The sequence below is a fragment of the Marinobacter xestospongiae genome, assembly GCF_023156385.1.
Classification (GTDB): domain Bacteria; phylum Pseudomonadota; class Gammaproteobacteria; order Pseudomonadales; family Oleiphilaceae; genus Marinobacter; species Marinobacter xestospongiae.
The window spans coordinates 299679-324101 of the sequence record NZ_JAKZAK010000001.1 but is presented as its reverse complement, the minus strand read 5'-3'; the positions used below and the strand labels follow the sequence as shown (position 1 = coordinate 324101).

At 58.3% G+C, this 24423-nt stretch carries 21 protein-coding genes and 1 pseudogene; 12 read left to right on the top strand and 10 right to left on the bottom strand.

Annotation, left to right across the window (positions count from 1 at the left end; genetic code table 11):
- Positions 1 to 46: 46 nt before the first annotated feature.
- Positions 47 to 1441: an adenosylhomocysteinase gene (gene ahcY / locus MLD24_RS01485; RefSeq protein WP_227174471.1), complete on the top strand. Its 1395-nt coding sequence runs from the start codon at positions 47 to 49 to the stop codon at positions 1439 to 1441.
- Positions 1442 to 1453: 12 nt separating this feature from the next.
- Entirely contained in the window at positions 1454 to 2323 is an 870-nt protein-coding gene (gene metF, locus MLD24_RS01480) for a methylenetetrahydrofolate reductase [NAD(P)H] (protein ID WP_227174469.1), read from the top strand.
- A 45-nt stretch (positions 2324 to 2368) separates the two neighbouring features.
- Here the strand turns inward: metF and MLD24_RS01475 are convergent, their stop codons facing one another.
- The 5 genes from MLD24_RS01475 to MLD24_RS01455 all read right to left on the bottom strand — a co-directional run bounded on the left by MLD24_RS01475 (position 2369) and on the right by MLD24_RS01455 (position 9618).
- The gene (locus MLD24_RS01475) at positions 2369 to 2905 is read right to left on the bottom strand and encodes a hypothetical protein (RefSeq protein WP_248163311.1); all 537 of its coding nucleotides are present in this window, start codon (positions 2903 to 2905) and stop codon (positions 2369 to 2371) included.
- A 63-nt stretch (positions 2906 to 2968) separates the two neighbouring features.
- Positions 2969 to 4396: a sigma-54-dependent transcriptional regulator gene (locus MLD24_RS01470; protein ID WP_248163310.1), complete on the bottom strand. Its 1428-nt coding sequence runs from the start codon at positions 4394 to 4396 to the stop codon at positions 2969 to 2971.
- Positions 4386 to 5915, bottom strand: a complete 1530-nt coding sequence (locus tag MLD24_RS01465) for a phospholipase D-like domain-containing protein (protein WP_248163309.1) — start codon at positions 5913 to 5915, stop codon at positions 4386 to 4388. The genes MLD24_RS01470 and MLD24_RS01465 overlap by 11 nt, the downstream gene beginning before the upstream one ends.
- Entirely contained in the window at positions 5915 to 7033 is a 1119-nt protein-coding gene (locus tag MLD24_RS01460; protein WP_248163308.1) for a hypothetical protein, read from the bottom strand. The genes MLD24_RS01465 and MLD24_RS01460 overlap by 1 nt, the downstream gene beginning before the upstream one ends.
- Positions 7030 to 9618, bottom strand: a complete 2589-nt coding sequence (locus tag MLD24_RS01455) for an AAA domain-containing protein (protein WP_248163307.1) — start codon at positions 9616 to 9618, stop codon at positions 7030 to 7032. The genes MLD24_RS01460 and MLD24_RS01455 overlap by 4 nt, the downstream gene beginning before the upstream one ends.
- A gap of 349 nt (positions 9619 to 9967) precedes the next feature.
- Here MLD24_RS01455 and MLD24_RS01450 point away from each other — a divergent pair, with 349 nt between their 5' ends.
- The 5 genes and pseudogenes from MLD24_RS01450 (at position 9968) to MLD24_RS01430 (ending at position 14391) form a co-directional block, all read left to right on the top strand.
- The gene (locus tag MLD24_RS01450; RefSeq protein WP_248163306.1) at positions 9968 to 11293 is read left to right on the top strand and encodes an IS1182 family transposase; all 1326 of its coding nucleotides are present in this window, start codon (positions 9968 to 9970) and stop codon (positions 11291 to 11293) included.
- 291 nt (positions 11294 to 11584) lie between these two features.
- A pseudogene (locus MLD24_RS01445) lies at positions 11585 to 11767 on the top strand (transposase); the annotation flags it as partial.
- A gap of 375 nt (positions 11768 to 12142) precedes the next feature.
- Entirely contained in the window at positions 12143 to 12898 is a 756-nt protein-coding gene (locus MLD24_RS01440; protein WP_227174467.1) for a transporter substrate-binding domain-containing protein, read from the top strand.
- Between the two features lie 67 nt (positions 12899 to 12965).
- Entirely contained in the window at positions 12966 to 13631 is a 666-nt protein-coding gene (locus MLD24_RS01435; RefSeq protein WP_227174465.1) for an amino acid ABC transporter permease, read from the top strand.
- A gap of 13 nt (positions 13632 to 13644) precedes the next feature.
- The gene (locus MLD24_RS01430; RefSeq protein ID WP_282450371.1) at positions 13645 to 14391 is read left to right on the top strand and encodes an amino acid ABC transporter ATP-binding protein; all 747 of its coding nucleotides are present in this window, start codon (positions 13645 to 13647) and stop codon (positions 14389 to 14391) included.
- A 68-nt stretch (positions 14392 to 14459) separates the two neighbouring features.
- Here the strand turns inward: MLD24_RS01430 and MLD24_RS01425 are convergent, their stop codons facing one another.
- Positions 14460 to 14957, bottom strand: a complete 498-nt coding sequence (locus MLD24_RS01425; protein WP_248163305.1) for a DUF2505 domain-containing protein — start codon at positions 14955 to 14957, stop codon at positions 14460 to 14462.
- Between the two features lie 310 nt (positions 14958 to 15267).
- Here MLD24_RS01425 and MLD24_RS01420 point away from each other — a divergent pair, with 310 nt between their 5' ends.
- The 4 genes from MLD24_RS01420 (at position 15268) to MLD24_RS01405 (ending at position 19929) form a co-directional block, all read left to right on the top strand.
- Positions 15268 to 16617 carry an adenosylmethionine--8-amino-7-oxononanoate transaminase gene (locus MLD24_RS01420; RefSeq protein WP_248163304.1) on the top strand — a complete coding sequence of 450 codons (1350 nt, stop codon included), beginning with the start codon at positions 15268 to 15270 and terminating at the stop codon, positions 16615 to 16617.
- A 4-nt stretch (positions 16618 to 16621) separates the two neighbouring features.
- Positions 16622 to 17362: a 16S rRNA (uracil(1498)-N(3))-methyltransferase gene (locus MLD24_RS01415; protein ID WP_248163303.1), complete on the top strand. Its 741-nt coding sequence runs from the start codon at positions 16622 to 16624 to the stop codon at positions 17360 to 17362.
- 190 nt (positions 17363 to 17552) lie between these two features.
- Complete coding sequence (locus MLD24_RS01410; protein WP_248163302.1) at positions 17553 to 18788, top strand: DUF445 domain-containing protein; 1236 nt, start codon at positions 17553 to 17555, stop codon at positions 18786 to 18788.
- Positions 18789 to 18909: 121 nt separating this feature from the next.
- The gene (locus MLD24_RS01405; protein WP_248163301.1) at positions 18910 to 19929 is read left to right on the top strand and encodes an HDOD domain-containing protein; all 1020 of its coding nucleotides are present in this window, start codon (positions 18910 to 18912) and stop codon (positions 19927 to 19929) included.
- Here the strand turns inward: MLD24_RS01405 and MLD24_RS01400 are convergent.
- Positions 19926 to 21245, bottom strand: coding sequence for a YihY/virulence factor BrkB family protein (locus MLD24_RS01400; RefSeq protein ID WP_248163300.1), 1320 nt, complete (start codon positions 21243 to 21245; stop codon positions 19926 to 19928). The two genes, MLD24_RS01405 and MLD24_RS01400, sit on opposite strands and share 4 nt — an antisense overlap.
- Positions 21246 to 21283: 38 nt before the next feature.
- Positions 21284 to 22246, bottom strand: coding sequence for a D-2-hydroxyacid dehydrogenase (locus MLD24_RS01395; RefSeq protein ID WP_248163299.1), 963 nt, complete (start codon positions 22244 to 22246; stop codon positions 21284 to 21286).
- An 88-nt stretch (positions 22247 to 22334) separates the two neighbouring features.
- Between MLD24_RS01395 and tmpT the strand changes: the two genes are divergently transcribed.
- The gene (gene tmpT / locus MLD24_RS01390; RefSeq protein ID WP_248163298.1) at positions 22335 to 23012 is read left to right on the top strand and encodes a thiopurine S-methyltransferase; all 678 of its coding nucleotides are present in this window, start codon (positions 22335 to 22337) and stop codon (positions 23010 to 23012) included.
- Between the two features lie 7 nt (positions 23013 to 23019).
- Here tmpT and MLD24_RS01385 read toward each other — a convergent pair whose 3' ends face one another.
- Together MLD24_RS01385 and MLD24_RS01375 are read right to left on the bottom strand one after the other, a co-directional pair.
- On the bottom strand, positions 23020 to 23499 hold the full coding sequence (locus tag MLD24_RS01385; RefSeq protein ID WP_344816004.1) for a pilin: 480 nt from the start codon (positions 23497 to 23499) through the stop codon (positions 23020 to 23022).
- Positions 23496 to 24374 carry a hypothetical protein gene (locus MLD24_RS01375; RefSeq protein WP_248163297.1) on the bottom strand — a complete coding sequence of 293 codons (879 nt, stop codon included), beginning with the start codon at positions 24372 to 24374 and terminating at the stop codon, positions 23496 to 23498. The genes MLD24_RS01385 and MLD24_RS01375 overlap by 4 nt, the downstream gene beginning before the upstream one ends.
- Between the last annotated feature and the right edge of the window lie 49 nt (positions 24375 to 24423).

Here is a 24423-nt window from a genome sequence, read left to right as displayed (position 1 = left end):
GCGCGCCGACGGTTTCTCAAAACACAGCAAGCGACAGGAGAACACCATGAGCACTCCGGCAGAGCAACTGAACGCCAACCAGGATTACAAGGTCCGCGATATCTCCCTCGCCGACTACGGCCGCAAGGAAATCAAGATCGCCGAAGGCGAGATGCCGGCCCTGATGGCCCTGCGCAACAAGTACAAAGCGGAGCAGCCACTCAAAGGCGCCAACATCATGGGCTGCATCCACATGACCATCCAGACCGCCGTGCTGATCGAGACGCTGGTGGAGCTGGGAGCCAATGTGCGCTGGTCTTCCTGCAACATTTTCTCAACCCAGGACCACGCCGCTGCAGCGATTGCCGCCCAGGGCATTCCGGTCTTTGCCTGGAAAGGTGAAACCGAGGAAGAATACGAATGGTGCCTGGAACGCACCGTCGGCGCAGACATCGAAGGCTGGGAACCCAACCTGATCCTGGACGACGGTGGCGACCTCACTGCCCTGCTCCACGACAAGCATCAGGACATCCTGGCCAACTGCCACGGCGTCACCGAAGAGACCACCACCGGCGTTCACCGCCTGCAGGAAATGCTGCGGGACGGCTCCCTGAAAGTACCGGCCATCAACGTCAACGATGCCGTCACCAAGTCTAAGAACGACAACAAGTACGGTTGTCGCCACAGCCTCAACGATGCCATCAAGCGCGGCACCGACCACCTGATGGCGGGCAAGAAAGCACTGGTGATTGGCTACGGCGATGTGGGCAAGGGCTCCGCGGCCTCGCTGCGTCAGGAAGGCATGATCGTCAAGGTCACCGAAGCGGACCCGATCTGCGCCATGCAGGCCTGCATGGACGGCTTTGAAGTGGTATCCCCCTACATCGGCGGCGTCAACACCGGCACCGAAGCCGGCGTCGACAAGGACCTGCTGGGCAACACCGACCTGCTGGTCACCACCACCGGCAACTACAACGTCTGTGACGCCAACATGCTCAAGGCGCTGAAATCCGGTGCCGTCGTGTGCAACATCGGCCACTTCGACAACGAGATCGACACCGCCTTCATGCGCAAGAACTGGGAATGGGACGAGGTCAAGCCACAGGTTCACGTGGTTTACCGTGACAAGGCCAGCAATGATCACCTGATCCTGCTTTCCGAAGGCCGCCTGGTGAACCTGGGCAACGCCACCGGTCACCCGTCACGGATCATGGACGGCTCCTTCGCCAACCAGGTGCTGGCCCAAATGTACCTGTTTGAGCGCAAATTCGCCGAACTGCCGGAAGACGCCAAGGCCAAGGGTGTATACGTTCAGGTTCTGCCCAAGCAGCTGGACGAGGAAGTGGCCCGCGCCATGGTCGAAGGCTTTGGTGGCGTGATCACCAAACTGACCCCGGAACAGGCCCAATACATCGGTGTGGCGGTGGAAGGCCCGTACAAGCCGGAAAGCTACAAATACTGATCAGGTAACGACATGCAAAGCCAGAAACAGTTCAAGCGCCGGTTCAGCTTTGAATTCTTCCCGCCCAAGACCGACCAGGGCCGGGAAAAGCTGCAGCTGGTGCGCAACCGGCTGGCGGAGGTGAACCCGGACTTCTTCTCGGTCACCTTCGGGGCCGGGGGGTCCACCCGGGATCGCACCATCGAGACCGTATTGAACCTGCACAAGCAGGGCATTTCCACCGCACCGCACCTGTCGTGCGTTGGTGGTACCCGTGAGGAAATCGGCGAATTGCTGGATCTGTACCGGGAGAACGGCATCAACCGCATCGTCGCCCTCCGGGGCGACCTGCCCTCGGGCATGGGTGCCTCCGGAGAGCTGCGTTACGCCAACGACCTGGTGGCGTTCATCCGCGAGCACAGTGGCGATCACTTCAATCTGGAAGTGGCCGCCTACCCGGAGTTTCATCCCCAGGCCCGCAATGCCGAGGAAGACCTGAAGAACTTCGCCCGGAAGGTACAGGCCGGCGCCAACAGCGCCATCACCCAGTACTTCTTCAATGCCGACAGTTACTTCTACTTCATTGACCGGCTCGAGAAAATGGACGTCACCATTCCGGTGGTGCCGGGTATCATGCCCATCGTCAACTTCTCCAGCCTGGTGCGGTTCTCGGATATGTGCGGTGCGGAGATTCCCCGCTGGATCCGCAAACAGCTGGAAGCCTACGGCGACGACACCACCAGCATTCGCAAGTTCGGCGAAGAGGTGGTCACCGAGATGTGCCAGAAACTGCTGGATGCCGGCGCCCCCGGCCTGCATTTCTACACCCTCAACCAGGCCGAAGCCAGCCTCAACATCTGGAACAACCTGGGCCTTGCAGACCGGGATAAAATCTCGTTCTGAGGAAACGCAGCCAGCCCCCTGACAGTGCGGGGCTGGCTCGCGTTTCTACTGAAACATATCCGGGTGACGGTCAACGGACCACCAGAAATACTCCACGCTCAACGGCTGATTGCTGCGCACACGAAACGAAGTGAAGCGCTGAACGCCATCTGGAAAGGGTGGCGCAGGCTCATACACACCATTGAACAACCCCATCCCCACGGTCAAACCACCCGAATAGGGGAACATATTACTTGCTGGCGACAATGTAACGGTTGAACCATCTTCCGCCACCAGCGTAACCTCCGGAACCACCAGGTTACCCTTAGCATCGCGCAATCCAAAAAGCCCCCCAGGATCTTCGACACCCTCATTAGCAACAAGACTATTTGCCTGATAGAGATCAGCGTCCACAACTAAGTGCAATCGCTGTATTCCACGAGCACTTACCTCTAACGGACTATCCGGCTCCACGTATAACCAGCTTTCAGATATTAAAAAAGGCCCTTCAACCTTCTGATCCTGAGGAAAACCGGCAAACGCGTCACACCCGGAGAGAAGGTGACAGAGAGCAATCACGCCCAAAAGGCTAGAAAATCTCACGCTAGACCGCCAATTCCAAAGCCCCAACGAACTCCACAGCATCTACTTTCAACAGAGACCACCTCATGCAGAAGCATCATTCTGCAATGTTTTTCGGTCACAATCTAATGCTTCAGAAGCAGCACTCCAGTTACCGTATTGCTCTTTCGCCCAAATAGCTAATTGCTTACGGAACCAACGTAACCTCTCAAACCTTGTTCCGGAACCAAGAAATATCGTTTCGGACGACAAGGAATCTTCTTGTCTTGACCACTCCCCTACGGCGTCATCAATTCGGGATAGATCGCCTGAAGGGCACCAGGCCATTATCAACAAAGCAAGGCGTTGTAAGTCCCGAAGGTTCCCGGGCAATGAACTTCGGACCAGTGTCGCTTTAATCTCCTCCGACCATGGCGGATTTGGGGGGCCCTGGTGAGATATTTGGAGCTCTCGCCAGACGCGCCCCCAGTCCTCATGTAAGTCTTCACTGCACTCCCGAAGCGGCGGAATAGACACAACCAGTTGACTCAATCGGTCAAACAAGTCTGGGTCCAGGCGCTCACGAAGTTCCTGCATGGGGAGATTGGAAGCACAAATGACTTCAAAATCCGCACTCTCTTCTTGGTCACTTCCTATCGGCCGATAACGGTGACGTCGATCCTGAAATACTCGCACAAGTTTCCGCTGTACAGGCCTTGGTAAATCCTGAACTTCGTCTAAAAACAGAATACCGCCATCAGCTTCCTTCAGAATGCCTTCTCGTTTTTCACCTGCCCCCGTGAATGCTCCTTTCAGATGCCCAAAGAGAAAGCTTTCGGCCAGTTCGCTATCCAAACTGCCACAAGGAACTGTAGCCACCTTGGAGCGCTGCTTGAGCTTAGCGACAAATGTTTCAACCAGCCGGGTCTTGCCGGTCCCTCGCTCTCCCAGTAGCAAAACTGGCGCACCTGGCACCTGCGAATACCTGGCAAGTCGTTCCAGGGAATCCCGGCGGGAGGCGGAGCGAGCCTCCGGCTCGTATACCGCAAGCTCGGGTTCCTGGTACTCAATTTCGTGGATCTCTGACAAGTACGTCGTGATCGGAAAATCCACTTCGTCAATGCGAGTTCGTTTCGTCTGCTTGCTGTACTGCGACGACCAAAGTCGACAATCCGGAGGTAGACTTCCACCTGCATGCAGAATCAACCACACACTGTGCATAGCGGGAGTGCCAGGCGAGATATTAATGTGTAGTTGATGGCCCAAGTCATGCAGACGGGGCAGGATTTCCTTGCGCACTCGGGAGTATATCTCGACGTGATGCGTCGGGTCCTCGAGCGGTACTTCGATAACCCTAAGCAAAGCACCGTCGAGCGTGGAAGGGAACGTATCACCTTTCCTTCCTTGCACCAGATAAAACACTTCGGCAATTTTAATTCTTCGATTACTCAATGCCTTGAGTGTTCGCTCAAGAACTTCAAGGCCAGCACGCTCAGCGTGCCAGCATAGCAAAATGCCTTTGTTAGTTGTCATGACGCAACCGCTCTGCATCAATCACCACAGCTGCGGCCTGGGCGATTGCCTTAACCGACTTCGCTTCCGGCAGCTGCTCTGGGGTTTCAATTGCTACCACCTTGCGCCCACCCGGCTCCTTGAAAACTGGAAGCGCAAACGGAATGGCATTGTTAGATTTATCTTTCTCCTTCCGGTGCTGCAGCTTTGACATGGGGCTCAACAGCGGGGCGGTAACTTCCCAATGGAAATGAAGCTGATGCGCGCTGGGAATCGACGGCCTGCGCGGAAAATCTGGTCTGTATTCAAGATCATCTGCCGACTCGGATTGGTGCGTCCCCAGGTTGATGTCCTCTCTTTCACAGACATCAACCTCAGTGAACTTGCCCTGACTCCATACTTCGACCTTACCAGCCAAGCTTCCTACCAGGGGGGCTAATTCTAAAGATGCCGGCGCCTGGGAAATCCAATCCTCGAGGTGCTCCCTCAGCCATTCTGAACGGGAATCCGACAGATGAACCCCTATCTCAAAGCCATTGTCCAACCCATGACTTTGAAGATTGGCAGACATAACAACCGACTGACCTGAGTCAGCCCATATCGCTTTTGCGTGGAGCCACCTGTACGCAAAAACTGTTGCCCCGGCCTCTCGAAGGGCTATCAAAGCAGGCATTGAAGCAGGCCTTTTCCTGGCCAGGATAGTAACCTTCAAGCCCTCTCGAGCCCGTTCACACAAACGCTGAACGACAGGATGATTCGCGTCCCAGCCGAAGCTACTGACAAGCAGTTCCTCTGTTGCACTGTCGATTACCGATAGCACGCATCGAAATATACCCTGCTCTTTCTCGGTGGTTGCTACAATCTCGCTCCCGAGCTCCGGATAATCGACGACACCCAGCGGTTTTACCGGCCTGAACTGCTCCTCGGGCCCAGCCTTTTCATGTGCGGCACTCTCCCACATAGCCCAGCGAAGTAATTTGGCAACTCGCTCCACCTCTGCCAAGTTGAGCTCCACCGCCAATTCAGGGTTTCGCTCCAAAGCAGCTTCCGTAAGATTCGCGGTGAGTAAGAGACCAGAGCTGTCAGAAGTAAACGGATCGGCCAAGACAACCTTCGCATGGAACTGTGGCGCCGAACGGAAAAGCACGTGGCCACTCAGGCGTGAGAGCATTTCTTTATGCTGTTTGATAACGTGCTTATCAAACGACTCCTCGCTATCATCATTCTCCAGGCGAGTTTCCGACGCGAGCATGACGTAAACTCGAATGCCGCGATGGGAGGCCGCCAGCAGGGCGTCCTCGATTTCCCGATCTGCCAAAAGAAAGCTCGATAGAACAACCATTTGATGAGCTCTCTGTGTCATTCTTACTATCTGTTCTGCGATCTCCCGCATTGGCCCCGACTGAAACACCTCGTAAATCGCTTCTACGCGCTCGAATTGGGGGTCAGACTCCATCACCCAGGTTGGCGGCAACTTGCACTCACGTTGATCGATAATCTCAGAATGCTCTTTTTTCCAGTGGTTCATTGTGTTGTTCATTAAAGCCCCCAATCCTCTGACGCCACAAGGTGCCAGCAGTATGCTGTCGGTCGATTACCTCGATCGGCCCAAGCCACCTCCGCCAACTCAGCCCTTTCGCGTAAAGCGGGAGAGAACTCCGAAAAAGGCTCTGCCGCTTCCTTAACCCATTGCTGATATCGCGGGTTCGTTGCGTAATCATTGATCCGAGCTTTTAGGCGCCAGTCCGCCCATTTTTCTGCATCCCCAGCCAATAGGGGAAACAAGGGGATATTTTGAACATCAATGTCCTTAAACTGACCCACACCGGGAATCATCGGATTCTTGAATGTCAAATCTCGGGTTAAACGCTCTCGCTCAGAAATCTCACTTTCACTGAAGGTGACTTTCAAAGCCTTTCGATCCCCATCCCATCGAGACCAGAGCGCAGCCTGCTTAAGCAGACTCTTCCAAACCTGATCCGGCTCGATGTCAGGAGCTTTCAGAACTGAATCAACGGATTGACCTGCCAGATCCCCCCGCAGCCTCAAATCGCCTGTTCCGACATCCCACTTCAGCTCCAGAGAGGCCTGGTCCGGCACGCTCTCAGCAATGCTGTGCATTTTGTCGATACGACTGGATTCTGCTGCTTTACCCATCGCATCAAAGACTCGGCCTACACCTTTCGTCACCCAAGGTGGCAGCGTCTTAAAGGCCCTATTAGAATTTTCTTTTTTGTCTTTGCCCCACACCTCATCAAAGGCACTGGGTTCTTCCCAAGCAACAACGTGCAAAATCGGGTATTCGAGCATTGAGTCGTCACTTGCCCATATGGTCCAGGTACCCTCCTGAGGTACATAAACACGCTCCTTTGCTATTGCCCGCTTACCCTCCTCACTGAGAGAGTATGCCCCGTCATTTTCTTTTTTCAGCAGCCCATAGTTATGAGCGACTTTTAGAAGGCGCTCAGCGACAACTCTCCTGGAATCCCGCTCAAAGAAAAGGTGATCGGCGATATCTTTTGGGTCGGTTTGCTCCACCTCCTGCACACGGAGCAGCACGGGGAGAAGGTCACTGCGCTTCTTCGCAATAGCTACCTGCCCCGACACACGCCAGCACTGTACATTGAGGGTCCGACGAAAAATTAGTTTGTGTTTCATAAAGCCCCATCCCCCGGCATAGCCCATTCTTCGTTATCTGCGAAGATACCGAGCACACTCTGTTTAGCCCTTCGCATGGCTTTACGATTGCCTATAACGACTCGTTGATAGCGAGCTCTGGTTAGCGCCACATTCAGACGGTTGGGGCTTTCCAAAAAGCTGGTGGGATGGTCATTGGCCAAACTGATGAGCACCAGGTCCGCCTCATGGCCCTGAAAGCGGTCTACGGTGCATAGCTCTATCTCCAAATATGGCTTCTGTTTTTCACCACGACGGAAATGACGCATTGTCCCGGACATCCCAGTCCATTGACGCAGATGATTTCGGATTTCCCTCTCTTGTCCACGATAAAAAGAGAGCACGGCAACAACCCACGGCGAGCCATCAGACTGCGGGTTTTGCTTGGCCCAGCTATCAAATGCGGTTACCTCGTCAAGAACGGCTTTCGCTTCTGGAGGATTGGAATTGGTTTTGCTGTGAAACTTGCCCTTCACTTCAAGCCAAAGAGCACGATGGTCATGCTGCGAGTACCCCCAGCGCCGACGGTCAGCCATATCTGCCGGCGTCTGTAATGCTTTTCCTTGGTAGATGTGGTTCCGAGAAAATTCGGCAATCTCGTCATGCATCCGGTGCTGCGTACTCAAAAGCACATGCCGCGTTGCCAATACATCAGCTGGTAAACCGTCAGATAATGCTGTGCCCTGTTTCTGATTCGTGTCTCGCTCAAAACCATGGCGAAGGGACTCAAGAATCGAAGGTAAGGCAACCCGCCTGACACGCCCGATACCTTCAAATACGTTTTTACGGCCAGTAGCTAGATCATCAGCCGGCAGCAGACGGTTAATGTCGCTGCGATACCGTTCCGCCGTTTTGCTGCGCATTCCAGATTCAGAGTCTTCAGCAAAGCGTTGCTCATATAGCCTGGCTAACCGCCAGCTCAGTTCCGTTGACCAGTCTGGTAGTTCAGCTTCTCTTTCCCGATTGATCCTTCTCCAAGCGCTTACCTGCCTCCGCAGAGGCTTTAACGAAGTCTGAGGAGCGCGGACCGTATTGGTATCAAGTGGTAAGTTATCAAGGTGCTTTTCGAGCTCGGACTTGCTGTCCAAAACAATCGACGAGATGGCAGCTTGGTCGTCGACTGCACCCGCAATATCCACACCTCTCGCCCTGGCCTGACTCAAATACTTTTGCCGGTCTGCCTCGCTACCGACTGCGACAACTGCAGACCGGTGCTTATTGAGATTTTGATGCGCCGCTAAAAACACATCAACACAAGCCTCACGAGCCACGTTATCAGGCAAACATGTTTCTACATTGCACGCCATGGCCGCATCATCCACATAGGGCGATAGCTGTTTGGGATCACCAACGATAACCCATCTTTTAGCCAGTAATGCGGGAACAAGAAACTCCTGAAACGTCGTTTTCGAAGCCTCGTCTACGATGAGCATGTCAAAGTCGGCAGAATGGTTTCTGCGATTTTTGATATCCGGATGTTGCAGAATGCCGATGGTCGTTCCACAGACAAGATTTGAGGCATCGAGCACCATTCTCTCTACGTCAGAGCTGCCGTGCCGCAGGGCCTCAAGGAACGCTTTCTGAGATTCTGAACGATGTGCCGTGCCCTTTAGTTCACGCAACAAGCGGTCCCGTTCGGTTTTAACGAAAGTATCCAGTTGCCAGGGACGCGCCTTCTCTGAAACGCTACTACGATCACCGACCCGCACGGGTATCACCATATCCCTGTGCGGGTTGCGCTCGTCCATCAGCCGCTCTAACACATTGTCGACCGCTACATGGGTGGAAGCACACAGCAGCACTCTGTCCCCTCTGCTTACACACTGAAGAATCAGTTCACAAATGGCGGTTGTTTTGCCCGACCCCGGAGGCCCTTCCAAAAATGCAAAATCAGGCGTCGCCAATGCTCTATTGACGAATTGGCGTTGTTCATCAGTCCCCTGACGTGTTTCGTCGGTGAGCACGCACCAGTTGGCGATGTTGTCCTCTATAAAAGACGACCATTTGGCATGTCCGAGTGATTCAAACAACCGAAGAAGAGGAACGTGAGCATCAGAAGGGCTATCTTGAAGCCGCCTGAGAGCTTCCAGTTGTCGAAACAGCGTGTATGTTTCGGGCCTCAGAACCAGATGGTTAGATGAGGGGCGGTGGTCCAAAAGCAGTTGGTAATTTTCAACATCACGATCCACCACCTGAATACGGTTGGATTTACTAAAGGCGCTTCGTCCAAAAGAATGTTTCCCTTCGCCCTCGCGCACCTGTACTGCATACACTTCGCGGTTGTTCTCGTCCATGAACGCTCTGAAACTCGATTCGGACTCGTTAGGACGATCCTTTGGCTCCTCTAGCTGAATCCAAAAACCTTGCTTTTGCTCTGAAGCATCAGACCCTCTGGACTCGGGCGGAAGCCCATCCTTCCAGGCCAAACGAACAACGGCAGCATCACTTTCCATGTACTTCTTGGTCCGGCCCAAAAAATCATGGAACGTCTTGAGCCCGAAGAAAGCTCGTTGCATAAGCACGTCAGGACGTCCGACGCCCAGATTCTGGTAGTGGAGTAGCGCCACATTATTCTCCCTATTAGTAAGTCGGAATACATCGCTCAACTTGCGACGCTAGAAAGGGGAGCAACCACCATACCAGATTCTTTATTTTCTATTTCCTATATTTTTTAGCAAGATACGATCTAGAGGCAGGCACTGGGTGCGCATTTTAATTCCTCTATTGGGTATTTTTATACCAGCCATGAGAAATTGCCAGCGTTGTAGATTCGAGGGCGAGCCCAGTACAAGCTAGAGGGGAGCAGGGTGAGAGGAAATATGGCAGGTACAACGCTGACTAGTTTCCTAGGAGTCTGCGCGGCAGAAGCCACTTTCTGGCACACTGGGACAAAATTCTTCAGCAACAGGAAGTCAGATGGGAACCACCTTCCGCCCGTATTCGCCCAACCAGGAATTGCTTCTCCCTCCAAGCCTGAACGAGTGGTTGCCTGAAGGCCATCTGGCTTATTTTATCAGCGATGTCGTTGACGAGCTGGATTTAAGCGCATTTTATGCCCGCTATGAAGGAAACGGACGACGCAACTCCCCCTTTGATCCTCGGATGATGCTGAAGGTTCTAATTTACGCCTACGCCACCGGCACTTTCTCCTCACGCAAGATCGCCCGAAAGCTCGAAGAGGATGTGGCTTTTCGGGTTCTGGCAGCGGGCAATTTCCCCAGGCATCGCACCATCTGCGATTTCCGCAAACACCATCTGGTTGCCTTCAAAGCTGTGTTTGTTCAGGTGGTCCGAATTGCCCGGGAAGCGGAGCTGATCACGCTGGGAACACTGGCGATTGATGGCACCAAAGTCCGGGCCAACGCCAGCAAACACAAAGCCATGAGCTATGGCCGCATGAGAGAGGAAGACGACCGGTTATCAAACGAAATCGACGAGCTATGTCGTCAGGCCCGTCGGACGGACGAGTCGGAAGACCGGCAGTTCGGCCCGGATTGCCGGGGCGATGAGCTGCCGGAAGAACTGCAATATCGTCAGGCTCGGCTCGACAAGATCCGGGCCGCCAAAGAGAAGCTGGAAGCAGACCAGAAGGCGCGGGACAAGGCTCGCGGGCGTTCTCCGGACAATGATCGTCGCTCGCCCCGTGGCGGTCGGAATTTCAAACGGGATTACGGGGTGCCGGATGACAAGGATCAGAGCAACTTTACCGATCCCCAGAGCCGGATCATGAAAACGGCGGATGGCTTCCAGCAATGCTACAACGGCCAACTGGCCGTGGACGGTAAGTTCCAACTGATTGTTGCCAACCGCCAGGGCAACAATCCCAGTGATAACGGCTGCCTTCTGCCCTTGTTGAACGAGGTAAAAGACATCCTGGGTGGCGATTCTCATCAATGCCTGGCCGATGCCGGTTATCGTAAGGAAGAGGATCTTCAGGCCCTGGAGATCCGGGGCATCGACGGCTATGTCTCACTACGGCGGGAAGGCAAAAAGGCCACTGAGATCGATGCGAACCGTTACCCCGCGACGGCCCGGATGGCCGAGAAACTGGCCACCGCGACAGGTCGATCGGTTTACGCCCAGCGTAAGCACCTGGTTGAGGCGGTCAATGGCTGGATCAAACAGGCTCTGGGCTTCCGCCAGTTCAGTCTGCGGGGGCTCGACGCTGTGCAAGGTGAGTGGGATCTGGTCTGCTTGTCGCTCAACCTCCGGCGAATGAGCTCGCTGATGAGGCTGACGTAGGCGCTTTGAAGGGGGTTACTGGGCATGTTGGGCTATCGGCATACGGTCGCGAGCTCGTTCATAACCGTCCTGGTTGCCAGAATATAAAGCCAAGGCTTTATCCGGTTGGATTTTGCGGATACGTTCGCGGTCCCGAATTATAAGGCGGCACGACAGAGGTGCTTGCTCAAAATACTTCTGCCGCGCAGACTCCTAGCCCGGATTTCTCAAGGGGGATAAAAGAAAGCGGCTGAAAGTGCTATGGTTTCAAGAGCCTAACCAATCCACCAAGCACCAACAGCCGCTTCCAAAATGGTACCTGAAAAACTGACCTTCTCGCCACTCGCACGCCGCCAGATTGAAGCCGATTTCTCCGGTGGCCACATCACCTCCGATGCCGGATTACTGCTACTCCGTGAAGTCGACAGACAACATCGGCTGACTCCGCGCCTGGCTTCAGTGCTACAAGACCCGCGAACACCAGAGATGGTCCGGCAGCCAACTCCCGCCTTGCAATGCCGGATCGTAGTTTAGGGAACACCATCAGCCTGTCCAACTGATTGGGTCCACCTCAGAATGTCCAGGGCTGGTTCACTTTGCTACTGAAACATATCCGGATGACGGTCAACGGACCACTCAAAAGACTACACGCCCAACGGGTGATTTTTGCGTACACGAAACGCCGCGAAGCACCCAAACTCATGTCAATACGACCTTTGGCCACACCTAAACATTTGATTTGCCGACACGCTTGCCCACATAGTCTAAAATGTAAGAGGTTTCATACCTCTGGACTGGGGAGCCTGCAGGACGGTCAATGCCGATTCTGTTCGCTTCCCAGTGCGTAATAAGAATCTGAAAGGAGATCCCATGAGCACGAAATGGCTGAAATCGCTGACTGCGGCCGCACTGATCGCCGGCACCGCTGGTGTCCAGGCAGATACCCTCAAGGTCGTTACCGACCCGAGCTTCGTTCCGTTCGAAATGATGGACCAGGAAACCGGCGAGATGATCGGTTTCGACATGGAAATCATCGCTGAAGTCGCCAAGCGCGCAGGCTTCGAATACGACCTCCAGACCATGGATTTCAACGGCATCATCCCGGCCCTGCAGACCGGTAACGTTGATATCGCCATCGCCGGCATCACCATCACCGAAGAACGCGAGAAAATCGTCGACTTCTCTGATCCCTACTACGATTCCGGTCTTCGCATCCTGGTTCGCGCCGGCAACGACGCTGTTGATGAGATGAGCGACCTGGAAGGCATGAAAATCGGCACCAAGATCGGCAGCACCAGCTACGACTACCTGGTTGCCAACCTGGAGGAAGACGACGGTGTAACCCCTTACCCGGGCAGCTCCGACATGTACATGGCGCTGATGTCCCGCGCTGTTGACGCGGTCTTCTACGACGCCCCCAACGTTGGCTACTTCGCCAGCACCCGCGGCAAAGGCAAGGTTCAGACCGCTGGCCCGCTGTATGAAGGCCAGCAGTACGGTATCGCGCTGACCAACGGCAGCGAGTGGGTGGATGAAGTCAATGAGGCCCTGGAAAGCATTCGCGCGGATGGTACCTACAAGACCATCTACGAGAAATGGTTCGGCCCCATGCCTGAAGGCGAGTAACGCTTGATCTCCGGGTGCCGGGGCCTGCCCCCGGCACACCACTCATTGCCTCAGGGAGACATCACACGTGGAATTCCAGTTTGACTGGCAGGCAGCCATCAATTCCATTCCATACCTGATCAAGGGTATTCCCTATACCCTGTTGATTTCGTTCGGCGGCCTCGCCATCGGTTTTGTACTGGGCATCCTCTTCGGCCTGCTCAGCCTGAACAAGAGCCGGCTGATGCGCTGGCCCGCCACCGCCTACATTGAAATATTCCGCGGCACACCAATCCTGGTTCAGGTGCTGTTCATTTTCTACGGCCTGCCCGACATCATCGGCGCGCCGATCAACCCGCTGGTAGCGGGCATTGCGGCAATTGCGCTCAACTCCGGCGCCTACATTTCCGAGGTCGTTCGCGGTGGCGTTCAGTCCATCGACCGCGGCCAAACCGAGGCTGGCCTGTCACTGGGCCTGTCCCGTACCCAGACCTTCTGGTCCATCATCTGGCCTCAGGCCTTCCGACGGATGATCCCTCCCCTGGGCAACCAGGCGATCGTCAGCATCAAGGACACCTCGCTGTTCTCGGTGATCGGCGTTGGCGAACTGGTTCGCCAGGGTCAGGTCTACATTGCCAACACCTTCACCGCATTCGAGGTGTACTTCGCGGTGGCAGTGCTGTACCTGATCATCACCCTGTCCCTGTCGCTGGCCCTGCGCTTCTTCGAGCGCCGCGGCCTGGGCTCCGTTTGAAGGAACTGTCGCTATGACCCAGATCGTTCAGATGAAGGACATGAACAAGTACTACGGCACCCATCATGTCCTGAAAAACATTGACCTGTCGGTGGACTCCGGCGAAGTGGTGGTGATCATCGGCGCCAGTGGCTCCGGTAAATCCACCCTGATCCGCTGCGTCAACGGGCTGGAGGAGTACGAATCCGGCCAATTGATCGTCGACGGCCACCCGCTGTCCCCCAAAGGCGGCAACCAGACCGAACTGTCCGCCATCCGCAAGGAAGTCGGCATGGTGTTCCAGCAGTTCAACCTGTTCCCGCACCTGACCGTCAAGCGCAACATCATGCTGGCGCCAATGAAGGTCAAACAGACGTCAGAAGCGGATGCCGAGGCCACCGCACTGCGCCTGCTGGAGCGGGTCGGCATTGCCAACCAGGCGGAGAAATACCCCTCCCAGCTCTCAGGCGGTCAGCAGCAACGGGTAGCCATTGCCCGCGCACTGGCCATGGAACCCCGCCTGATGCTGTTTGACGAGCCGACATCGGCCCTTGATCCGGAAATGATCGGCGAGGTGCTGGATGTCATGCGTGAACTGGCACGGGAAGGGATGACCATGATGGTCGTCACCCACGAGATGGGCTTTGCCCGCGAGGTGGCGGATCGGGTGATCTACATCCACGAAGGCCAGATCGTTGAGCAGGGCAAGCCCGAGGCGGTGTTCGACGCCCCGCAGAACGAGCGGACCCAGGCATTCCTGTCACGGGTTCTGGCTCACTGAGCCACTGCGGGGAAACCAGCACTGGTGAACCCCGCAGCCAACTCCCCGCCCGCCGGTGGCGGGGAGTCCTACCCCCAGGCCAGCAACTCACGTGTGATCAGATGCTCCCGCTCGATCTTGCGACGGGAATCATCCAGCAGGAACTTGGCCACGGTCTTGCCGATCAACGGCAGCTCACAGCGCACGTTCAGGGTCAGCTGGTTCTGACAGCCCGACTCAAGCTCCTGTAACCGCATGGTGCCTTTGATCTTTGCCGGCACACCATCGATGTGCACCCGGAACTCGCAGTGCCATTCCCCTTCGTCCTTGCAGAACCAGTGCTCTTCCTGGCGCACCCGATGCCAGTCGCGGTGGAAACTGGCAAGAATGCCCGGCAATTGGGTCGTGGACTGCACTTCCCGGCTGATCACCAGCTTACCGGTCTGCTCTGACAACGCCCGTTCCTGGATCTCCACATTGCGCGCACCCACCTTCTCGTTCCGGCTGTGGATGTGGTCTTCTGCAAAGAAGGCCGCCAATACCCGTTCCAGCCCCGAGTCGTAGGCGTGTGTCACTTCCAGCTCCATGGTTACCTCCTTATTGTTCTTCGGGAGCTCCTGATAGATAGTCGACGGTATTGTCCTGCCTGCCAGGCAAGGCCCACATTGGCCGCGTCGGCAGCCCCGTCTGGCTGCGCAGCCAGCGCCGGTGACAACGATTCGCAACCGTCGACTGGCCAGCGGGCTGGCCGGCCCAGTATCATGGCCGTTTTCAAGGCAGCGCTGAATGACGGCGCCAGGGCAACGCAGCACGGTGGTCAGCCGGCGCTGTTAACTGTAATATCCGCCTTGGTTAACAGCGAAACAGAACCCACTTCCCAGCTGGACGGAGACCCCCATGCGCAACGCCGATCTCGTCGCCCGCGATCTCAAGTCTGTGTGGCACCCCTGCACCCAAATGAAAGATCACCAGACCCTGCCACTGATCCCGATCAAACGGGGTGAAGGGGTGTGGCTGGAAGACTTTGAGAACAACCGCTACATCGATGCGGTCAGCTCCTGGTGGGTCAACCTGTTCGGCCACGCCAACCCCCGGATCAACGCCGCCATTCAGGAACAGATCGGCCAGCTGGAGCACGTCATTCTTGCCGGTTTCAGTCACGAGCCAGTAGTCAACCTGTCCGAGCGACTGATCGAGATCACTCCGGAAGGGCTCAACAAGTGCTTCTACGCCGACAACGGCTCCTCCGCCATCGAGGCGGCGCTGAAGATGAGCTATCACTACTGGCGCAATATGGGCAGGGCCGGCAAGAAGAACTTCGTCAACCTCAGCAACAGCTATCACGGTGAAACCCTCGGGGCCCTCGCCCTCGGCGACGTGTCACTGTACAAGGACACCTACGAACCGCTGCTGATGGAGGTTATCACCGCGCCGTCACCGGACGCCTTCAACAAGGAACCGGGCGAGAGCGATGAGGACTATGCGCTGCGACAGTTCGAAGCGATGGAGGCCATTCTCGCCGAACAGCACGAGGAGATCTGCGCAGTGGTGGTGGAGCCGCTGATCCAGTGCGCCGGTGGCATGCGCATGCATCACCCGATCTACCACACCAAGCTGCGGGAAGCCTGCGACCGCTATGGCGTCCACCTGATTGCCGATGAGATCGCCGTTGGTTTCGGCCGCACCGGCACCCTGTTCGCCTGCGAGCAGTCCGACATTTCCCCGGACTTCATGTGTCTGTCCAAAGGCCTGACGGCCGGCTATCTGCCCCTGTCGGTGGTGCTGACCACTGACAACGTCTATGACGCCTTCTACGACGATTACGAAACCATGCGGGCCTTCCTGCACTCCCACAGCTACACCGGCAACCCCATCGGCTGCGCCGTTGCTCTGGCGACCCTCGACATCTTCCGCGACGACAACGTGGTCGAGAACAACCGCCAGCTCGCCGCCTGTATGGCCGAGTCCGTGGCCCATCTGGCGGACCATCCCCACGTCGGCGACATCCGCCAACACGGCATGACCCTGGCCATCGAAATGGTCAAGGACCGCGACACCCGCACCCTGTTCCCGTGGCAGGAGCGCCGCGGTCTGCGGGTCTACCAGCATGCCCTGACCCGACAGGCACTGCTGCGACCGCTGGGCAACGTGGTTTACTTCATGCCGCCCTACGTCATCACCGAGGAACAGATCCGCCATCTCGCCCAGGTCGCCACCGAAGGCATTGAAATCGCGGTGAGGGACTGAGTCGATGCGTATTCCCCGGATCTACACCCCCGTCGCCCTCGCCGCCGGCCAGACCATTGAACTGGATGACAACGCCGCCCAGCACGTCGGTCGGGTGCTGCGCATGCAGCCTGGCCAGGCGCTGGAGCTGTTCAACGGCGACGGCCGGGATTTCCCCGCCACCATCACCGAGGCCGGCAAACGCCGGGTCACTGCAACGCTTGGCGAACCGCTGGACAACGCCAGCGAATCATCGCTGCGCATTGTCCTGGGCCAGACCCTGTCCAAGGGCGACCGGATGGACTACGCCATCCAGAAAAGTGTGGAAATGGGGGTCTCCGCCATCGTCCCGCTGGTGACCGAGCACTGCGACGTCCGGCTCAAGGGCGACCGCGAAGAGAAGCGCCTGCGCCACTGGCAGGGCGTCGCCGTCAGTGCGGCGGAGCAGTGTGGCCGGGCGGTGGTGCCCACCATCGAGCCGGTAATGACCCTGCCTCAGTGGTTTGACTACAGCGCCAGCCTCGACGCCCGCCTGGTGCTGCATCACCGTACCCGACAGTCACTGACCACCCTGGCCCGGCCGGGGTCCGTGGCACTGATGATCGGGCCGGAAGGCGGCCTCAGTGCCGATGAGATTGCCGCCGCGGAACAGGCCGGCTTCCTGGCCACGGCCCTGGGCCCACGGGTGCTGCGGACCGAAACCGCCCCGGTGGCTGCCATGGCCCTGTGCCAGTGGCTTTGGGGCGATTTCAACGCCGCCGACTGATCCCGGGCGCCGGCTGAGCAGACCATTTTGCCCGTTTTCGCCGGCGGCTCAGTCATTGACAACGTTACCCAAGCGCAACATTATCCAGCGGTTGCTTCAGGCTCCCAGCACATCTCGCGCGCGTGGCTGGACCGACCGCTGCCGGTCACCGCAAACAACTAAAAACGACAAGACACCAGGCGAGTTCCGGATGACAGACCTGTTCTACCAAGCTGAATTCTGGCAATACCTGAGTATTCCGGTGATTGCTGCGCTGATCGGCTGGACCACCAACTGGCTGGCGATCAAGATGACGTTCTACCCCCTCGAATTCGTCGGCAAGCGGCCGATCTGGGGCTGGCAGGGCATTATCCCTTCCAAGGCACGCAAGATGGCCGCTATCAGTGTCGACGCGACCATTTCCAAGATCGGCACCGTGCAGGAGATCTTCGAACAAATTGATCCCAAGGTACTCGCCGCCCACATCCTGACGTCGGTGGAACCACGCACCGAAGAGTACGTGGATGAACTGATGCTGCGGGAATATCCCACCTTCTGGGAGAACCTGCCCTCGTCCGCCCGCAACATGGTGTACGACCGGGTCCGCAAATCCACCCCGCAACTGGTGGACAATCTGGTGGATGACCTGTCCGATAACATCGAGGGCCTGCTGGACATCAAGAGCATGGTGATCGACCGCCTGGCCACCGACAAGCGGCTGCTGAACCGCATATTCCTTGAGTGCGGGGAGGTGGAGTTCCGCTTCATCATCAACTCCGGGCTCTACTTTGGCTTTCTGTTCGGCCTGATCCAGATGGCGGTCTGGTACTTCTACCAGAGCTGGTGGGTACTGCCGTTCTTCGGTCTGCTGGTCGGCTGGGCCACCAACTGGATCGCCCTCAACGTCATCTTCCGGCCGCTACAGCCCAAGAAAGTGGGGCCATTCAAGATCCAGGGCCTGTTCCTGCGGCGCCAGACCGAGGTTGCCGAGTCCTTCTGCCACATCGTCACCCACGAGATCCTCACGGTTGGCAACATCATCAACGCCATCCTCAATGGCAGCAATGGCGACCGTGCCCGCAACATGGTGAAGAAGCACATCAAGCCGCTGGTGGACGAGACCGCCGGCATGGGCAAGGCACTGACCCAGATGGCCTTTGGCCCAACCGGGTTTGCCACCCTCAAGAACCAGGTCGGTGAGAAGGCCATCGAGATCTCCCAGACCTCCTTCAATAACCCGGTGTTCGAACAGGACCGGGCGCAGGCGGTGGAACGCATCATGGTGGAACGGATGGTGGCGCTGTCGTCGGAGGAGTTCCAGGATCTGCTGCGCCCCTGCTTCCAGGAAGACGAGATCAAGCTGATCCTGGTGGGCGCCTTCCTCGGCTTTGCCGCCGGGGTCTGCCAGTTCATTTTTGTGTTCGGGCAGTCGCTGAATATCCTGTAGCTTTACTATATACTTACGTGAGAACCTCTGATTAACTCCAGCTCGGCACGATCTGGTGGGTAGCAACAGGGTGGTCCAGGCAATCGGCGCTGGGCCCAGTATTTGGTTATGGAGTCCGCGGATGCCCGGCTTGTTCAACTGGCTGTCGAAAAAGAAGGTGCCCAGCGAAGCCGAGTCATCCGCCAACCGTCACACCGCCAGTCCCCGCCGCCAGTTCATCAGCACTCCGGCAAGCTGGGCGATGGAAAAACTGGAACAGCATCTGTTCTGCTGGCTGCTGGAGGCCTCTCCCCGGGATTTCCAGCGCCACCAGGACCATGTCGGTCGCATCCTCGCCGAACTGGGACAGCATATTCGCCAAGGCAAGCTGGATGAGTTGCCACGCCAGCCCATGACCCTGCCCATGCTGCTGCGGGCGCTGTCCGATCCGGACATTTCCCGCAGTGAGGTCACTCGCATCATTCTCGATGATCCGGCGCTGACCGAACATCTGCTCCAGGTCGCCAACAGTCCCTATTTCCGCCCCAGCGAACAAACCATCGAAACGGTGGATCAGGCGGTGTTCGTGCTGGGCCTCCAGGGCATCCGCAGCGTTATTTCCGCTGCCATCATGCGCCCCATGCTGTCAGCCCGGAACAGTTCGGAAGCCCAGTTCGCCCAGCGGGTCTGGCGCTGGGGCCTGACCTGCGCCCGCGCCGCCGAGCTGGTGGCACGCCAGCACGGCAAGGACACCAGCGCCTACTTCATGGTCTCCCTGCTGCCGGCCCTGGCGCACATCACCCTGTTCCGCGAGGTTCGCCGCATCCACCATCGCCTGCACGGCGACAACACCCCGCTGCCTCCGGGAGCGGTCACCGGTGCCCTGCAACAGTTCGACTGGACCTGCACCCAGATCCTCGCCAACGACTGGAATCTGCCGCCCCGCTACTTCGCCCATCTGCTGGCGGCCGAGCGGCCGGTGCCGGGGCAACCGCAAACGCCACTGTATGACGGTATCCTGATTGGCACCCGGGAGGTGCTGCGGTTCGCCAACCAGCGCAACCTCGCCGAGGAAGACCTGGAAGCCGCCGTCTCTGTCTCACGGGGAGAGCTTGGCAGCATTCGGCAGACCATCCTGGGCATGCTCAAGGAAGGCGGCTAACGCTCCGCTCCCCCACTTTCCCGCGATAACAGCTCGGCCAGGGTCTCGTCTCCCTGGGGAAGGCGGGCGTCGGTCAACGCCTGCGGCAATACCCGTGGCAACTTCCTGGCCACGCCGTCGTCGTCCCGGCGCACCGCCGCCAGGATATCCGCCACAGTGATCCGGTCGAGCGACCGGCCCGGCACCAGCCGATCACCGTCCGGCCCTGCCAGTGACAGCAGCCCCGCCGCAATCAGCTTGTCGCTGATTCGCCGGGTCACCTCCCCCGGCACTCGCAGCTCGGCCTCCAGCGCTTCCTGCTGGGGCGCAGGCTCGCCCTGCTGGAATGGCCGGGCCACCAGCCACATCAGCACCAGCCCGGTCTGCTCCTGCAGCTCGGCGGAGTGACGCACCCGCTGGCGACGGGCAATGGACCCCGGGTTCTGCAGATAGAACGACAGACTCGCCCCCAGCAGCAGAATCATCCAGTTCACGTAGATCCAGATCAGCAGGATGATGCCGATGGCAAAGCTGGAGTAGATCGCCGCGTACTTGGCAGACCCGGCCACAAACGAGGCGAACAGCATGCTGCCCGCCTGCCAGCTGATGCCGGCAATCAGGCCTCCGGTAAAGGCATAGCGCAGCCGCACCCGGGTGTTGGGCATGAAGATGTACACAAAGGTGAAGGCGCCCACCACCAGGAAGAAAGGCATCAGGCGGCTGGCCTGAAGGATCATCACGCCGAACGGCTCAATCTCCATCAGCCGGACAACAAAGTCAGACGACAGGATGGTGGCCGTAAACCCGATGGCCGACACCATCAGCAGCGGCCCCACCATGATCACACTGAGGTAGTTACTGAAACGCTGGGCCATGGAGCGCATGTCCGGCACCCGCCAGATCATGTTGAAAGAACGCTCGATTTTCTGCACCAGCGAAATCACGGTGTAGACCAGCAACGCCAGACCCACCGACCCCAGTACCCCGACCTTCATGTTGTCGACGAACTCCAGGATCTTGTTGCCAAGTTCGATACCCTGAGGCCCCATGGGCTCGAAGAACTGGAACAGCAGTGGCTCCATACGCTGATGTACGTCCATCGCCTTGAGTACCGAAAAACTCAGGGCCAGCAGCGGCACCACACTGAGCAGGGTCGTGTAGACCAGGCTCATGGCGTGCAGGGTGAGGTTGCCGTTGATCAGATCCCGCACCAGCGCATAGGCCACCCGGCCGCAGCTGTAGGCCCATCGCCAGGGCCAGTGCCGAGGCGGGTTGGGGTTGGCCAGAATCCAGTCTTCAGCGGCCTTCAGTCGATCTTTCAGTTGGCTAGCGGTCACAGGCTGTCCGTCCGTTCGGGATTGGGGCTCGTCAGGCATCACACCACAATGTGGGCGTCGCCGCCGCTGCGCAGCCCGGCAAGGTTGGCTGCGGTGATCCCGACAATCCGCTGCCGTGCCTCACGGCTGGCCCAGGCGGAATGGGGAGTCACAATCAGGTTGGGCAGATCATCGGCCAGCAGCGGGTTGCCGTGCCTTGGTGGTTCCTCGGTCAACACATCGAAACCGGCACCGCCGATGGTGCCGTTGCGCAGCGCATCCGCCAGCGCCTGCTCATCCACCAGACCACCACGGCTGGTGTTGATCAACAGAGCGTCCGCCTTCATCTGCGCCAATTCCGCCGCGCCGATCATGTGCCGGGTGTCTTCGGTCAGCAGGCAGTGCAGTGAGAGGACGTCGACCTTCGGCAACAGCTCCGCCAGCGGCAGTCGCGGGTAGCCATCCACCTCCCCGGCGGGCTGGCCGGGTCGGGCACCCAGCAGAATGTTCATACCAAACGCCCGCGCACGTTCCGCCACGCCCTGACCCAGGTCACCGTAACCGACGATCCCCAGGGTCCGCCCCTCCAGTTCCATAATGGGGTGGTCCATCAGGCAGAACATGTCACTCCTGCCCCAGCGGCCCTGGCGCACATCCCGCTGGTAGTCCAGCAAGCGCGTGGCCAGCGCCAGCATCAGCGCCAGGGTATGCTGGGCCACCGTGGAGCGGCCGTAGTTGAGTACGTTCACCACCCGTACACCGTGATCCCGGGCCGCTTCCAGATCTACGTTGTTGACGCCGGTCGCCACCACCGCCACCCACCGGATGCCGGGACAGGCCTCGAAGTGCTCACGGCCAAGCACCACCTTGTTGGTGAGCACGGTATCGAATCCCTGCAGCCGCTCTGTGACCTCGGCCGGCTGGGTCCGCGGGTGACACACCAGCTCATCCGTGACCTGCTCAATGGGGGCCAGATCAACGTCGTTGCCCAGCGTGTCCGCATCCAGAAAAACCGCTTTCATACTGCCTTCCTTATAAGACTTTGCGGGGGTTCCAACTGTCGACCATTCGATTACACTCAGGGAAACCGTTCGCGACAGGAAAGCACCCATGGAACATGAATTCTGGCACAACCGCTGGGCCAAGAGCCAAATCGGCTTTCATGAAGGAACCGTCAACCAGTTTCTCCACGACCACTGGACCGCCCTTGCCGGCGAAGGCCGGAGCGATCAGACCGTGCTGGTCCCGCTGTGTGGCAAGGCCGTCGACATGTGGTGGCTCAACGATCGCGGCCATCCGGTGATTGGGGTGGAGCTCAGTGACATCGCCTGCAAGGATTTCTTTGAAGAAGCCGAGGAAAAGGCCCACGTTCACCCCGGCGAGCCGTTCACCCGCTTCCGCCACGACACCCTGGAACTGTGGTGTGGGGACTTCTTCCAGCTGGTGCCGGAAGACCTGCGCAACGTCCGGCTGGTCTATGACCGGGCGGCGCTGATCGCCCTGCCCCCGGCCATGCGACGGGACTACGTTGAACACCTGACTGCGGTCACTCCCGATGACCTGCAGATCCTGCTGCTCACCCTCGACTACGACAACGACGACGTCCAGGGCCCGCCATTCAACGTCACCGATGACGAAGTCAGGGAACTGTTCAGTGCAGATTACGAGGTGGAGCAACTGCTGACCCAGCAGATTCCCGCCGATAGCCCCTTCGCCACCCGCCGCGGCCTCGAACAGGCCCGGGAAAGCGTGTTCCGGCTGCGCAAACGCCAGGAAGCCTCTGACTGACTCCCGCTCACCGCTGCCGGCAGTTGGTCGGCAGCAGCGTTGCGGGGACATCGGTGCGGTTGTCTGCCACCGCTGACATCCCGGACACTGGCCCGTCGTAACCACACAGCCAGGCAATCGGGCTGCTGGGACTGCCGTCCACCACCGCCGGGCGAAAGCTCAGCACCTTGCCCTGCAACGGCTTCGATGCCTTGTTGCCCAGCGTCACATGAATCGCCGCATCGGCGACCGTAACCCCGGTCACCCGGTTACCAATCAGCTTGTCCGGCGCAGGCACGCCGGCAAGGGCGTTATTGGCGGGGAAGTCCAGCTGATCCACATAGTGCGCGGCCACCGCGTCCCGAATACCTGAGACGATGCTCATTGCTTCGGTGATTTCACTGCGCTGGATGTAGGTGCGGTAGTTGGGCAAGGCAACGCTGGCCAAAATCCCGATGATCATCACTGTGACCATCAATTCGATGAGAGTGAATCCCTTCTGTCTCACATCATGTCTCCCATGGCAAAGATTGGTGAGTAGGCACTGACCAGGAAACAGGCAATGGTCAGCGCCACCAACACGGCGACCACCGCAGTGGCCAGCCTCAGCTGCCAGCCGGCAGCCTCCTGCAGACGATCCAGTGCCTCCGCCACCACCGCCTGCAGTTCGGTATCCAGGGCATTGCCGTTGCGCTCTGCCGCCCGCAGGTAGTCTGAAACTGCACAGCCATCGGGGTGGGCCAGAATCCCCTGATGCACCAGCGGATACCGCAGCGTCGCCTGCAGGCGGTCATAGGCCCTCCGGACCGGCGGCAAGGCCAACCAGCCCAGGGCGCCGCCGCCAGACTCGGTCCATCGCAATTTCATCAACCCGGACAGGCGCCACCCCATGGCCACCATAAGCAGCAGCAACAGCGGCAGGATCAGCACCGTCATCAGTTGCAGGAATGCAAACTGATCGCGGGTTTCCATGGCCATTTCCGGGGCGGACAACGCCACCATCGCCATCAGTTCCGGCAGAACCCGGGCCTGATAGAGCATCGACATGCCTATCGCCATAAACACCAGCAACCCGAGGTAAAGCGCCGCCCGCCGGAACGCCGGTGGCGGCTTGGCCAGGCTGGCGGGCGTGAGGGCAATGTAGAGGGCCGCGGTTGCACGGATCGCCTGGTTGTTACCGGCCGCGACCAACCGTGAGTGCAGATGCCCGGCCAGGCCGGAATTCTGACGTGATTGAGGGTAAAGCTCAGGAGGCAGAATGCGGTCCACCTGGCGCAGGTAATCGGTGGCGCCGATATCAGCGGGCAGGCCTGTGGCCAGCCATCGGCAGTGGCAGGCAAAACGTTCCCAGTCCATCCATTGGTCCTTGGTGGTATCGTCCATGTAGGCTCAGGGCGCTTCCACGCCCCGGTCGGCGATTATGCCTGACCGG

Bases quoted from the DNA above. Each gene is read 5' to 3' on its own strand.
- ahcY (WP_227174471.1), top strand. From the start codon at position 47: ATGAGCACTCCGGCAGAGCAACTGAACGCCAACCAGGATTACAAGGTC.
- metF (WP_227174469.1), top strand. From the start codon at position 1,454: ATGCAAAGCCAGAAACAGTTCAAGCGCCGGTTCAGCTTTGAATTCTTC.
- MLD24_RS01470 (WP_248163310.1), bottom strand. From the start codon at position 4,396: ATGACAACTAACAAAGGCATTTTGCTATGCTGGCACGCTGAGCGTGCT.
- MLD24_RS01465 (WP_248163309.1), bottom strand. From the start codon at position 5,915: ATGAACAACACAATGAACCACTGGAAAAAAGAGCATTCTGAGATTATC.
- MLD24_RS01460 (WP_248163308.1), bottom strand. From the start codon at position 7,033: ATGAAACACAAACTAATTTTTCGTCGGACCCTCAATGTACAGTGCTGG.
- MLD24_RS01450 (WP_248163306.1), top strand. From the start codon at position 9,968: ATGGGAACCACCTTCCGCCCGTATTCGCCCAACCAGGAATTGCTTCTC.
- MLD24_RS01440 (WP_227174467.1), top strand. From the start codon at position 12,143: ATGAGCACGAAATGGCTGAAATCGCTGACTGCGGCCGCACTGATCGCC.
- MLD24_RS01430 (WP_282450371.1), top strand. From the start codon at position 13,645: ATGACCCAGATCGTTCAGATGAAGGACATGAACAAGTACTACGGCACC.
- MLD24_RS01425 (WP_248163305.1), bottom strand. From the start codon at position 14,957: ATGGAGCTGGAAGTGACACACGCCTACGACTCGGGGCTGGAACGGGTA.
- MLD24_RS01420 (WP_248163304.1), top strand. From the start codon at position 15,268: ATGCGCAACGCCGATCTCGTCGCCCGCGATCTCAAGTCTGTGTGGCAC.
- MLD24_RS01415 (WP_248163303.1), top strand. From the start codon at position 16,622: ATGCGTATTCCCCGGATCTACACCCCCGTCGCCCTCGCCGCCGGCCAG.
- MLD24_RS01410 (WP_248163302.1), top strand. From the start codon at position 17,553: ATGACAGACCTGTTCTACCAAGCTGAATTCTGGCAATACCTGAGTATT.
- MLD24_RS01405 (WP_248163301.1), top strand. From the start codon at position 18,910: ATGCCCGGCTTGTTCAACTGGCTGTCGAAAAAGAAGGTGCCCAGCGAA.
- MLD24_RS01395 (WP_248163299.1), bottom strand. From the start codon at position 22,246: ATGAAAGCGGTTTTTCTGGATGCGGACACGCTGGGCAACGACGTTGAT.
- tmpT (WP_248163298.1), top strand. From the start codon at position 22,335: ATGGAACATGAATTCTGGCACAACCGCTGGGCCAAGAGCCAAATCGGC.
- MLD24_RS01375 (WP_248163297.1), bottom strand. From the start codon at position 24,374: ATGGACGATACCACCAAGGACCAATGGATGGACTGGGAACGTTTTGCC.